At 70.9% G+C, this 12362-nt stretch carries 8 protein-coding genes; 3 read left to right on the top strand and 5 right to left on the bottom strand.

Going from position 1 to position 12362, the window contains the following annotated elements:
* Nucleotides 1–82: 82 nt before the first annotated feature.
* Genes ABH936_RS06890 through ABH936_RS06870 form a run of 5 tightly spaced genes read right to left on the bottom strand, consistent with a single transcriptional unit; the run spans nt 83 to nt 3367 of the window.
* Nucleotides 83–718: an NADH-quinone oxidoreductase subunit I gene (locus ABH936_RS06890; protein ID WP_144693496.1), complete on the bottom strand. Its 636-nt coding sequence runs from the start codon at nt 716–718 to the stop codon at nt 83–85.
* The gene (locus ABH936_RS06885; RefSeq protein WP_115297088.1) at nt 715–1671 is read right to left on the bottom strand and encodes a complex I subunit 1 family protein; all 957 of its coding nucleotides are present in this window, start codon (nt 1669–1671) and stop codon (nt 715–717) included. The genes ABH936_RS06890 and ABH936_RS06885 overlap by 4 nt, the downstream gene beginning before the upstream one ends.
* Nucleotides 1668–2237 (bottom strand): NADH-quinone oxidoreductase subunit C, encoded by a 570-nt coding sequence (locus ABH936_RS06880; RefSeq protein WP_038567011.1) that lies wholly within the window; start codon nt 2235–2237, stop codon nt 1668–1670. The genes ABH936_RS06885 and ABH936_RS06880 overlap by 4 nt, the downstream gene beginning before the upstream one ends.
* On the bottom strand, nt 2234–2983 hold the full coding sequence (locus ABH936_RS06875; protein WP_376745315.1) for an NADH-quinone oxidoreductase subunit B: 750 nt from the start codon (nt 2981–2983) through the stop codon (nt 2234–2236). Before ABH936_RS06875 ends, ABH936_RS06880 begins: the two co-directional genes overlap by 4 nt.
* A 12-nt stretch (nt 2984–2995) precedes the next feature.
* Nucleotides 2996–3367, bottom strand: a complete 372-nt coding sequence (locus ABH936_RS06870) for an NADH-quinone oxidoreductase subunit A (RefSeq protein WP_006946140.1) — start codon at nt 3365–3367, stop codon at nt 2996–2998.
* A 282-nt stretch (nt 3368–3649) separates the two neighbouring features.
* On the opposite strand from ABH936_RS06870, the gene recC reads away from it, so the two are divergent.
* From recC to recD, 3 genes are read left to right on the top strand one after another with little or no spacing between them, the layout of a single operon-like run.
* Nucleotides 3650–7087 carry an exodeoxyribonuclease V subunit gamma gene (recC, locus tag ABH936_RS06865; protein WP_404602919.1) on the top strand — a complete coding sequence of 1146 codons (3438 nt, stop codon included), beginning with the start codon at nt 3650–3652 and terminating at the stop codon, nt 7085–7087.
* The gene (locus ABH936_RS06860) at nt 7084–10467 is read left to right on the top strand and encodes a UvrD-helicase domain-containing protein (protein ID WP_404602918.1); all 3384 of its coding nucleotides are present in this window, start codon (nt 7084–7086) and stop codon (nt 10465–10467) included. The genes recC and ABH936_RS06860 overlap by 4 nt, the downstream gene beginning before the upstream one ends.
* Nucleotides 10464–12332 carry an exodeoxyribonuclease V subunit alpha gene (gene recD / locus ABH936_RS06855; protein ID WP_404602917.1) on the top strand — a complete coding sequence of 623 codons (1869 nt, stop codon included), beginning with the start codon at nt 10464–10466 and terminating at the stop codon, nt 12330–12332. The genes ABH936_RS06860 and recD overlap by 4 nt, the downstream gene beginning before the upstream one ends.
* Nucleotides 12333–12362: the final 30 nt, after the last annotated feature.

Here is a 12362-nt window from a genome sequence, read left to right as displayed (position 1 = left end):
CTGGTCCTGGCTGTCCGGCTGCTGATGGGCGTGTCGGCTTCGGTGTGGCGGGCGGTGGCCCGCGTCGTCGTGGTGCTCGCGTTCACTGCGTCGGCCGACGTCGTTGCACGCGTGCGGGTTTGCTCGCCGCAGCCACCTCGGCGGCCCCGGGTGCGCCGTCGTCGAGATCGGGCGGCGCGGGGACGGTGCGCATCCACGCGCCGAGCTCGTCCTTCTCCTGCAGCAGGTCGCGGATGTCGTTCGTCGCGTACTCGAACTCGGGGCTCCAGAACAGCGCGTCGAACGGGCAGACCTCGATGCAGATGCCGCAGTACATGCACAAGGAGAAGTCGATCGCGAACCGGTCGACGACGTTGCGCTGACGATCGCGCCCACCGGGCGCCTCGCTCGGCACCGTCTCCTTGTGCGAGTCGATGTAGAGGCACCAGTCGGGGCACTCGCGAGCGCACAGCATGCAGGCGGTGCAGTTCTCCTCGAGCAGCGCGATGACGCCGCGGCTGCGCGGCGGCAGGTCGGGCTTGACGTCCGGGTACTGCTGCACGGACGTCTTCTTCGTCATCGTGCGCGCGGTCGTGCGCATCCCGGCGAGCAGGCCGCGGATCGGACCCGCCTCACGCCCGGAGGAGGGCAGCGGGTGGACGTGGCGACCGAGATCGCGCGGGGCGTCGGGAGTCGCGTCGCCCGAGGCGGACGCGTCGTTCTCGTGAGGCTGAGTCATGCGGTGTAGATCACTCCTGCCGCGGTGAGAGCGAGTTGGACGAGTGCGAGCGGGACGAGCACGAACCAGGCGAAACGCTGCAGCTGGTCCTCACGCAGCCGCGGCCAGCTCATGCGCATCCACAAGATGACGAAGGCGACGACGGCCGTCTTGAGCAGCATCCACACGAACCCGAGCGCGCCCTCGAACGGGCCGTTCCACCCGCCGAGGTAGAGCGCGGCGAACAGTGCCGACATCACGACGATGCCTGCGTACTCGCTCAGCAGGAACAGCGCGAAACGCAGGCCGGTGTACTCCGTCATCACGCCCATGACGACCTCTGAGTCGGCGACGGGCATGTCGAACGGCGGGCGTTGCAGCTCGGCCGTCATCGCGACGAGCAGGACGAACGCGCCCGGCAGCTGCCACAGCAACCAGATCGGGTGCCACTCGTGGACGATGCCGGAGATGCTGAGCGAACCCGCAGCCATCGCGAACGACGCGCACGCGAGGATGAGCGGCACCTCGTAGCTGACGAGCTGCGCGGCCGACCGGAACGCGCCGAGCGTCGCGTACTTGTTGCCCGAACCGAACCCTGCCATGAGCGTCGCGACCGTGCCGATGCCGGAGACGGCGAGCACGTAGACGAGCGACGCGGGCAGGTCACCGGCGACGAGGCTCGGCGTGAACGGGATGGCCGCGAGCGCCAGCAGATAGCTGAACATCGACACCGCCGGCGCGAGCTTGAACACGCCCCGGTCAGCGGCGCGGGGCGTCACGTCCTCCTTCTGCGCAAACTTGACGCCATCGGCGACGAGCTGCGCCCACCCGTGAAAACCGCCCGCCTCCATCGGGCCGAGGCGCCCCTGCATGTGCGCCATCACCTTGTGCTCGACCTGGCCGAGCACGAGCGGCAGCACCATGAAACAGGCGAGCACGGCCACGCTGCGCAACGTGACGTCGAGAACGCTCATCGCGGCCCCCACGTGTCGTCGGGGACGCCCGGCGCCATGACCTTGCGGCGCTTCGCCGCTCCCGCGCGAGGGCTCTCACCCTTGGACTCGCCGGGGTCCTTGATGCCCGGCCACTCCTTGCTCGCGCGCGCCGTGAGGACGAACGACTTTCGCAGCGGCGTGCCGATGAACGTCTCGGGCAGCAGCAGCTTGCGCAGACCGGCGCCCGTGCCGTCGTCGAACCCGTCGAAGACGATGCCGAACATCTCGAACGTCTCACGTTCGTGCCATGCCGCGCCGCGCCACAGGCCGGTGAGGCTCGGCGCGTGCGCCGGGTCGTCACCCGAGGCGAGCGGCACCCGTGCGCGCGTCATGACACTCGCGCGCACGCCGGGGACGTCGCCGTCACCGATCTCATAGAGGTGGCTGACGAGGTCGAAACCGGCCGGCTTGTCGGGCAGATCGCGATCGGTCTCGTCGACGGCGGTGACGAAGTCGAAGAACGTGTAGCCGTCGGCGCGGTGCGCTTCATGCGTGGCGATCCACTCGTCGAGCGCGACGTCGACGCGGCGCGGCTCGCGGCTCATGCGTCATCACCGGTCGTGGGGGTGTCGGGTGTCGGGGCGTCGGCCTTGGTGGCGCCCGTCGCCTTCGTCGAGGGGACGTCGTGCCCCGGCTTCGTCACGAGCGGACGCTGGACGGACGCGGCGCTGCGGCGCTTGGTGGAGAACGGGTTGAGGCGCGACATGATGCTCTCGCCGGTCAGCTTCTCCTGCGCGATCTGGTTCTGCAGCGTGACGATGCCCTGCAGCAGCGCTTCGGGGCGCGGCGGGCAACCGGGCACGTAGACGTCGACGGGCACGAGCTGGTCGACGCCTTTCGTCACGGAGTAAGAATCCCAGTACGGCCCACCGGAGTTCGAACACGCGCCGAAGCTGATGACGTACTTCGGCTCGGGCATCTGGTCGTATAGGCGACGGACGGCGGGCGCCATCTTGTCGGTGACGGTGCCGGAGACGACCATGAGGTCGGCCTGACGTGGGCCCGGCGCGAAGGGGATGACGCCGAGGCGGATGAAGTCGTGGCGCGACATCGAGCCGGCGATGAATTCGATGGCGCAGCAGGCGAGGCCGAAGTTGAACACCCACAGTGAGTAGCGGCGCCCCCAGTTGAGGACGAGCCGCATCGGCTTCGGTGCATGCTCCTGCGCCATGCCGACGTGGGGACGCACCGTCGGCATCGGCAGGTCGACGGCGGGCGCTGCGGTCGCTTCGATCGGCCCCGCCGTGGGGGAGGTCGCGTCGGCGGCGGGCGTGCGGGAATCGTCGGTCATCGTCGGGTCACCTCACAGCCAGGCCAGCAGGCCCCGGCGCGCGGCATGCGCGAGGCCGACGAGCAGGACGAGGATGAAGATGCCCATCTCGAACAGTGAAGCGACGCCGAGACCGCTCGTGCGCAGGACGAGCGCCCACGGGAACAGGTAGACGGCGTCGACGGCGAACACCACGTAGAGAAACGCGAACGCGACGTACCGGAAACCGGACTGCTGCCAGTTGCCGGCGATGGGGTCGACGCCCGACTCGTACGTCGTCAGCTTCGTCGGGCTGGGCACGCGCGGTGCGAGGACACGACGGACCACCATGGCAGCGACGAAGAGCGCGACGCCCCCGAGGGTGACGCCGAGCACGACGAGGTAGCCCAGCAGACCGGAATTCACCGGCCCAGCCTATCGGGGCGCGCCACCTGCGCCCGCGAGGCTGGCGCGTGTGTCTCGCCTGTGGGCGTTCTGCGGTGACGCCGGGCATCGTGCGGCTGCCCTCTCACAGATGGAGTGGGGAGCCTGTCTGCCCCTGCTACCGACGGGGGTTCGTCGAGGCTGAAGGCCCACACCCGCAGCCGTGGCGTTCATAGGCTCCTGCCGGCAGGTGCGATGTCGCCGATGGGACGCAAGAACCCCGGAATCCCGCGGTTGTCGGAGGCAGCGTCTACTGTCTGTGACGTGGCACTCATCCTGCATCGGGAAGCTTCCCCGACCGCGCTCGCCGAGCAGCTCGGCTCGCTCCTCGCGAGCGATCCGCTCGACGTGTTCGACCGTGAACTCGTCATCGCGCCCTCCCCCGGCGTCGAGCGCTGGCTGAGTCAACGTCTCGCGCACGAGCTCGGCGCGAACATCGGCGACGACGGGGTGTGCGCCGGGCTGAGCGTCCACACGCCGTACTCGTTCATGTCGTTCGCCCTCGAGCGCGAGTTCGACGACCCGTGGCACCCCGACCGGCTCGCCTGGCTCGTCCTCGAAGCCGTCGACGCGGCCGTGCAGCGCCCCGGGTTCGAGACGCTCGCCCACCACCTCGGGGCCGATGCGCTGCCCGGTGGCGCGTCGAAGAACGACGCGTGGTTCCACCGTGCCCGCCAGTCTCGTCGGTACGCGGTCGCGCGGCGCCTCGCGGGGCTGTTCGCGCGCTACAGCGACGAGCGTCCCGCGCTCGTTCGTGCCTGGGAGAGCGGTGCCGGCGGCGACGTCGCGCCCGACCTCGCGTGGCAGCCCCGGTTGTGGCGTGACGTGCTCGACGTGGCGCGCACGCACGGCATCGACGAGTCGCCCGTCGCGCGGCTCGACCGCGTGTGCACCGGCCTGCGCGACGGCACGCTCACGCTGTCCCTGCCGCGGCGCGTCAACTTCTTCGGCTACACGCGGGTGTCGACGGCGACACTCGACCTGTTCGAAGCGCTCGCCGCACGTCACGAGACGCACCTGTGGCTGCCGCACCCGAGCGACGCCCTCTGGCAGCGGTTGCGCCAGCTCGATTCCGGCGGCCTCCGGCGCCGCGACGACGACAGCACGCGCGCCGCGGAGCACCCGTTGCTCGCCACGCTCGGGCGTGACGTCCGCGAACTCGAACTGACGCTGCTGCGACGCGACGTCGAGGACGCGAGCGCACCGGCGGCCGCCCCGTTTGGGCAGGGGCCTGCCGGTGAGGGATCCTCGCGCGGGGCTGCTGCCGGCACGCGCCTCGAGCAGCTGCAGGCCGACATCCGCGCGAACCGCGCCCCGAGCGCCGTCTCGACCATCGACGACACGACCTCCTTCCAGGTTCACGCCTGTCACGGCCCGGCCCGTCAGGTCGACGCACTGCGCGAGACGCTGCTGTGGCTGCTCGACGAGTCCGAGGGCAGTCTGCAGCCGCGCGACATCGTCGTCATGTGCCCCGACGTCGAGACTTACGCGCCGCTCATCAAGGCGGCGTTCGCCTCCGTCGACGACGACGGCGCGCACCATCCCGGTCGGCGTCTGCGCGTGCAGCTCGCCGACCGCGGCCTCGCCGCCACCAACCCCCTCGCCGAGGTGGCCCTGCGACTGCTCGGCCTCGCCGGCGGGCGCGCCACCGCATCCGAGGTGCTCGACTTCGCGCACCTGCCCGCCGTGCGCGAGAAATTCGGTTTCGACACGGACGCCCTCGACCGCATCAGCCGGTGGGTGCGCACGAGCGGAGCACGTTGGGGTTACGACGCCGAGCACCGCCGCGAGTACGGCCTCCTCGAGATGCCGGCCAACACGTGGACGCTGGCTCTCGACCGGCTCGCACTCGGCATCGCGATGAGCGCCGACACCGAAGCTCCGGCGGGCGCCCTGCTGCCGATCGACGATCTGGGCACCTCCGACATCGAGACGGCGAGCGCCTTCGTCACCCTCATGACGGAGGTGACGGCGGCCGCCAAGGCCGTGCGCGGCACGAGCTCAGCGGGCGTCGACCTTCCCCGGGGCAGTTTCACGCCGCAGGAATGGTTCGACTGGTTGCGGCGTCACGTGGGCGCCGTCGCTGCTCCGTCACGCGACGAGGCGTGGCAGCTCGGAGCGTTCGAGCGCGAGTTGGCGTTCCTCGCCGAGGGCAGCACCCGCACCGGTCTGCGTCTCACCGACATGCGCGTCATGCTCGAGCAGCGCTGGGGCCCGCGCCCGTCGCGCAGCAACTTCCGCAACGGCGCCGTCAGCGTGTGCACGCTGACGCCGATGCGTTCGGTGCCGCACCAGGCCGTCATCCTGCTCGGCCTCGACGACGAGAGCTTCCCCCGCTCCTTCGTCGTCGACGGTGACGACGCGCTCGCTCGCGACCCTCATCTCGGCGAGCGCGACCCGCGCAGTGAGGACAGGCAACTGCTCCTCGATGCCGTCATGGCGTCGCGCAAGCACCTCATCGCGTTCTACTCGGGCTTTGACGAGCGTGACGGCACTCGCCGCCCGCCCGCCGTCCCGCTGCAGGAGCTCATCGCCGCGGCCGCCGCGACCGGCGCGCCGACCCCCGAGGACGCCGAGCGTCACCCCTTCGAGTTCGTCCACCCGCTGCAACCGTTCGACGAACGCAACTTCACGTTCAGTTCACCCCTGCCGGGTGGCTCGTACGACGCGGCCGCGCTCGCCGGCGCGCGTTCGTTGCGGCAGGCGCGTGAGAGCGGACGCGACGTCGCCGACGAGACCTCGCTGCCGCCGCTGCTCACCGGCCTGCTGCCGGCCCGCGAACCCCGTGACGTCACCCTCGACGAGCTCGTGAGGTTCATCGAGAACCCGGCCCGCACGTTCCTGTCCGACCGGCTGCAGACGGGCGTCACGTACGAGGCCGACGAGACCGAGGATGCGCTACCGATCGACCTCGACCCGCTCGAACAGTGGGCCGTCGGCGATCGCCTCCTGCGTCGCACCCTCAGCGGGGTGCCGCTGGAGCAGGCGAGCGCCGAGGAGAGCCACAGTGGCGCGTTGCCACCGAGCCCGCTGCCGTCGAAGATCGGCGACATCACGCGCAAGGTCGGCGCCATCCTTCAGGGCCTGCCGCCGGGTGAGCGACGCAGTATCGACGTGTCGATCCCCCTCACGCTCAACGGGCCGAGCGGGCCGGCCTCCGTCCGGCTGACGGGTGTCGTCCCGCACGTCATCGGCGACGAGATCCAGATCGTCAACTACAGCTCCGTCAGTGCTCGGCACCTCGCGCGGGCCTGGGTGAGCGTCCTCGCGGTCGCCGCCTCGCGTCCTGGGCAGGAGTGGAGCGCCGCCGTGCGCGGCAAGTACGGCGAGTGCCGCCTCACCGCACCCGATGACCCGCTCGGCGCGCTCACCGACCTCGCGGCCCTGCGCCTCGACGGTCTGCGCGCGCCCCTGCCGGTGCCGGCGAAGACGTCGCTCGCGTTCATCGAGGGCTACCGCACCGGGCGACGCTCGCGCAACGCCACCGAAGAACTCGCCCTCAACGTCGGGGCGAGCAAGGCCCGCCCGGTCTGGGAAGGCACCTTCGATCGCGAGGGAGAACGCGACGACCCCTGGTGGCAGCGCGTTTACGCGCCACAGGTGCCCTCACTCGACCGGCTCAATGCGGGCAACGTGTTCATCGACCGGAGCAAACGGCTGTGGATGCCGCTGCTCGACCAGAAGGGACCGATCGGGCGATGACCGAGACCCCAGCACCCGTCGCGACGAACCCGCTCGGGGCACCCGCGCCGCCGCCGTCCGTACAGTTCGACGTCACGGCGCCCATCCCGCACGGCACGACCCTCATCGAGGCGAGCGCCGGAACGGGCAAGACCTGGACGCTGAGCGCCCTCGTGACCCGTCTCGTGGCCGAGGAGGGGCTGCCGCTCGAGGAACTGCTCGTCGTGACTTTCTCCCGCGCCGCCAGCCAAGAACTGCGCGAACGCGTGCGCGAACAGCTCGAACGCGTGCTCACGCAGCTGCGTCAGGCGCCCCGCGACGACGACGGCGTCCTCGTCGCAGCCCTGCGCAGCGACGACCCAGGCGTGCTCGCCGAGCGCTGCGACCGCCTCGCCCGGGCGCTCGCGTCGTTCGACTCGGCGCTCATCGCGACGATCCACCAGTTCTGCCACGACGTGCTCAAGGGCCTCGGCGTCGCCGGCGATTCCGACTCGTTCGCGACGCTCGTCGAGGACACGACCGGCCTGCGCGACGAGGTCATCGACGACCTTTACGTCGCCCGCCGCGCGCAGGATCCGTCGTTCGACCTCTCGCACGAGCGGGCACGATTCATCGGCCACTGCGTATTGACGAACACCGGCGCCGCCCTCGACGCGCCCGCCGACGACAGCCAACGCGCCGTCATCGACTTCGCTGAGGCGCTGCGCAACGAGTACGCGCGCCGCAAACGCCGCGCCGGCATCCTCGAGTACGACGACCTGCTCGTCGACCTGCGCACCGCACTGCGTGCAACCCCGTCGATCGCCCGCGAACGGATGCGGGCGCGGTGGAGTGTCGTGCTCGTCGACGAGTTCCAGGACACCGACCCCGTGCAATGGGAGGTCTTCCAGACGGCGTTCTCGGAGGCGGGCCGCTCCCTCATCCTCGTCGGCGACCCCAAGCAGGCGATCTACGGTTTCCGCGGCGGCGACGTCCACACCTACCTGCGGGCGTCGCAGACCGCCGAGCACCGTTCGACGCTGCCGACGAACTACCGCAGCGACGGCCCGCTCGTCGACGCCCTCGGCCGCCTCATGGGCAACGTGACGCTCTCGCCCGGCATCGTCGCGCACCCCGTCACCGCCGACCGCGAGACGTCCCGCCTCGTCGGCGACGCCGCGCCGATCGAGATGCGCTGGGTCAACGGTGACCCGCTGCCCGCAGCTGGCGCGCGCAGCGCCGTCGCGCACGACCTCGCGGTACGCGCCAGCGAACTGCTGGCGAGCGGGACGACGTTCGCCGACGCGCCGCTCGCGCCGCACCACATGGCGGTCCTCGCGCGCACCCACGCACAGCTGCTCCAGGTCCGCGAGCAGCTGCGTGCCGCCGGCATCCCCGCCGTCATGATGAGTGGCGACTCCGTACTGCGCAGCAGCGCCGGGGCCTGGTGGCTCGAGCTCCTGCTCGCCCTCGAACAACCCCATCGCGCGCAGCGCGTGCGAGCGGCGTGCCTGACGCCCCTCATCGGCTGGGACGTCGCCCGCATCGACGCACTCGAGACGGCCGACGCCGACGAATCCGCCGAACTCGTCCACGCGCTCGCGGCGCAGTTCGACGAGGGCGGCATCCCCGCCGTCATGGATGCGCTGCGAGCGCACGGCATGCTCGAACGCCTCCTCGCCCGCGTCGGCGGCGAACGCGACGTCACCGACATCGAGCACTGCGCGCAGTTGCTGACGGAGCGTCAGCTCGCGACCGGCGGCGGCATCGCGGCGCTCGTCGCGTGGGTGCAGGAGCAGAGCGCCGCGGATGCCAAGGTCACCGCCGACGCGCGCCTCATGCGTCTCGACTCCGACGCGCAGGCCGTGACACTGTCGACCATCCACGCGAGCAAGGGGCTGCAGTACCCCGTCGTCTTCGCGCCGACGCTGTGGAACCGATGGGACAAGGACCGCTCGGTTCCCGACATCGTCTACACCGAGGCGGGCCGTGTCGTCTCGTTCGATCCGGGCGTCATCAACGCGTCGCGATCGCACGAGGAGGCCTCCGGCGAGGAGATGCGCCTCGCGTACGTGGCGATGACGCGCGCGCAGAGCAAGGTGGTGTTGTGGTGGGCACCGACGGCACGCAGTACCTCGAAGAGCGCTCTGCACCGGCTGCTGTTCGGTCAGGCCGCCGACCCCGCGTCGCTGGGAGAACTGCTGACGCGCCGCACGAGCGACAAGGGCAGCGAGGTCATCACCACGACCGAGCAGAACGGCCTGCCGCGCGGTGACAAGCGGTTCGAGATCCTCCAGACCTGGGCTGAACACCGGGCCTTCACCCTCACCGAGGTCGTGCCCGGCGCCAAGCCGACGCCCGTTCACGTCGCCGTCTCGAGCGACGAGATGAACCTCTCACGGTTCGACCCACGCCTCGTCGACACGTCCTGGCGACGCACGTCGTACTCCGCGCTGTCGGCCGCCGGCGAGCGCGCCGACGAGCTGGCGGGCGTCGTCAGCGAGCCCGACGCCGTCGGCGCCCAGCTCGACCCGGACGTCGACCTCGCGCTGCCGCAGGCACCGTCGGCGCCCGATGTCCCGGGGGATGACGCTCTCTCCCCCATGCACGACCAGCCGCTCGGCGCGACGTTCGGCTCGCTCGTGCACGGTGTGCTCGAGGAGGCCGACTTCCAGGCCGACGACCTCGACGCCGAGCTGCACCGGCACATCGTCGAACAACAGCTGCGCTGGCCGGCCGACGTCGACGTCGACGCCCTCGTCGAAGCGCTGCGCGGGGTGCTCGCCACCCCGTTCGGGCCCCTGGCCGACGACGTGTGCCTGCGTCGGATCGCAACGAGCGACCGCATCGCCGAGATGGACTTCGAGATCCCCCTCGGTGGCGGTGACACCCCCCACGCCCGGGCGACCCTGCGTGCGTTCGCCGACGTCCTGCGCCGTCACCTGCCGGAAGACGACCCGCTGCGTCCCTACGCCGACCACCTCGAGGCCTCCCTGCTCGGCGAGGAGACGCTGCGCGGGTACCTGACCGGCTCGATCGACCTGACGTTCCGTCACGGCGGGCGCTATTTCGTCGTCGACTACAAGACGAACCGCCTGGGTGATCCGGATGCCCCGCTCACGTTGTCTGCTTACGGCCCCGAGGCCCTCGCCGCGGCGATGAATCACTCGTCCTACCCGCTGCAGGCAATTCTGTACGCCGTCGTCCTGCACCGTTACCTGCGCTGGCGCCTGCCCGGCTACGACCCCGAGACCCACCTCGGCGGCGTCATGTATCTCTACGTGCGTGGCATGGCGGGGGCTGACACGCCCCGCGGTGACGACGACACCCCCTTCGGCGTCTTCACGTGGCGCCCACCGGCAGCGCTCGTCGTCGCGCTGTCCGCCATCATCGACGGTCGCGAGCGAGGGAGGCTGCGATGACCAACCACCATGTCGAGACTGCGCCTGAATCAGCGGTTGTCGCACCTGACGCGGGTCGCACAGACGGACGCCACCCGCTCGACGTCCTCGCCGAGCACGAGTTCGTCAGCCGCGGCGACGAACTCGTGGCCCGTCGCATCGCCCGCGCCGTGGGTGAACGCGACGGGTGGCCGCTCGCGCTGCTCGCTCTCGCCGTACGCGCGGCCCGAGAAGGATCGAGCGCGCTCGACCTCACAGGCGTCGCCACGACGGGCGCCGAGGTCGCGCGTGACCAGGAGGACGAGGTCGACCTCGCGGTGGCGACGCTCGCCGAGGTGATCGCCGTGCCCGACCCTGCGGCCCTCGCCGATCTCGTGCGTGCGAGTGCGCTCGCGCACCAAGGCGTCGTGCACCTGCGCGGCGACGGCGCGGACGCCGCAGATCCGCCGCTGCTCATCATGGATCGTCACGACCGCGACGAGAACCTCATCGCCGACCTCATCGCACAGCGGCAATCACTGCTGGCTCCCCTCACCACGCAGTCGCAGGCCGAGGCCGACGCGGCCATCGCCGGCATCGCGCTCGACGACGCGCAGCGCGGAGCGGTGCACTCGGTCTTGACGCGATCGCTGACCGTCCTCACCGGTGGCCCGGGCATGGGCAAGACCTACACGCTCGCTGCGATCATCCGCGCCGCCCACGCGGGGCTCGGAGCCGACCTACGCCTTGCGCTCGCGGCTCCCACCGGCAAGGCGGCGGCGCGCATGACGGAGTCGTTGCGTGAGAACGGCGTCGGCCCCGACGCGGCCCCCGACGCCATCACCCTGCATCGCTTGCTCGGGTGGGATCGCACGAACTCGCAGCGCTTCGTGCACGACGCGAGCAACCCGCTGCCGCACGATCTCGTCGTCGTCGACGAGGCGTCGATGCTGTCACTCGCGATGACGGCGCGCCTGCTCGAAGCGCTCAAGCCGACGGCGCGCCTGCTCCTCGTCGGCGACCCCGATCAGCTCGCATCCGTCGAGGCCGGTTCGGTGCTGAGCGACCTCGTCTCCGGGCTCGACGACGCGCAGATCGTGCGCCTCACGACGCATCACCGGCTCAGCGAATCCCGCCGCGATCTCGCGCTGGCCTTCGCGGCGCCGACGCCGGACGAACAGGTCGCGGGCGTCACCGCGGTGCTGCGCGGTGGGCGCGGCGACGTCGAACACCTCAGCGAGGGCGACGTCGACCTGGCCGCGCTGCCGCACGTCGCGGAATCGGCGTGGCAGCTGCGTCAGGCGGCCGCTGCCGGGGATCGTGACGCGGCGCTGGGCGCCCTGCGTCACCACCGTCTCCTGTGCGCGCACCGCACCGGACCGTACGGTGTCGCCCGCTGGAACCGCCTCGTCGAGGCCTCGCTCGCCGATCGGGGCGTCGACATCGTGGCGGGCCGCATGTACGTCGGCCGGCCCGTCATCGTGACGAAGAGCGACCCGAGCCTCGGGCTTTTCAACGGTGACACGGGCGTCGTCATCGACGCGGGCGGGCACCTCGTCGTCCTCGTCGACCGCGGGCAGAAGGCGGGCGAGGAGACGAAGAAACGCACCGAGTTCTCACCGTGGCGCCTGGCCGACGTCGAGACGATGCACGCGATGACGGTGCACAAGGCGCAGGGCAGCCAGGCCGAGCACGTCACGGTCATCGTGCCGCCGGTCAGTTCGCGGCTGCTGACGCGCGAGATGCTCTACACCGCGCTGACCCGCGCGAGTGCGCACCTCACCGTCGTCGGCACGGACGACGCCATCGAGCACGCGGTGCGCACCCCGGTGCGCCGAGCGTCAGGGCTGGCGCGGCGCCTGCGTGAGACGAACATCCAGCGCGAGACGAAAACCGAGAATGGATAGATTTCTGATGCACTGACCGGTGTCACCTGC

It is taken from the genome of Dermacoccus sp. GAS27A, from assembly GCF_044909235.1.
GTDB lineage: Bacteria > Actinomycetota > Actinomycetes > Actinomycetales > Dermatophilaceae > Dermacoccus > Dermacoccus nishinomiyaensis.
The sequence above is the reverse complement of the archived record's forward strand: the minus strand, read 5'-3'. Positions and strand labels throughout refer to the sequence as shown.

What these genes read in the sequence shown, in the direction of transcription:
- ABH936_RS06860 (WP_404602918.1), top strand. Translation starts at nt 7,084, where the DNA reads ATGACCGAGACCCCAGCACCCGTCGCGACGAACCCGCTCGGGGCACCC.
- ABH936_RS06885 (WP_115297088.1), bottom strand. Translation starts at nt 1,671, where the DNA reads ATGAGCGTTCTCGACGTCACGTTGCGCAGCGTGGCCGTGCTCGCCTGT.
- ABH936_RS06880 (WP_038567011.1), bottom strand. Translation starts at nt 2,237, where the DNA reads ATGAGCCGCGAGCCGCGCCGCGTCGACGTCGCGCTCGACGAGTGGATC.
- recD (WP_404602917.1), top strand. Translation starts at nt 10,464, where the DNA reads ATGACCAACCACCATGTCGAGACTGCGCCTGAATCAGCGGTTGTCGCA.
- ABH936_RS06890 (WP_144693496.1), bottom strand. Translation starts at nt 718, where the DNA reads ATGACTCAGCCTCACGAGAACGACGCGTCCGCCTCGGGCGACGCGACT.
- ABH936_RS06875 (WP_376745315.1), bottom strand. Translation starts at nt 2,983, where the DNA reads ATGACCGACGATTCCCGCACGCCCGCCGCCGACGCGACCTCCCCCACG.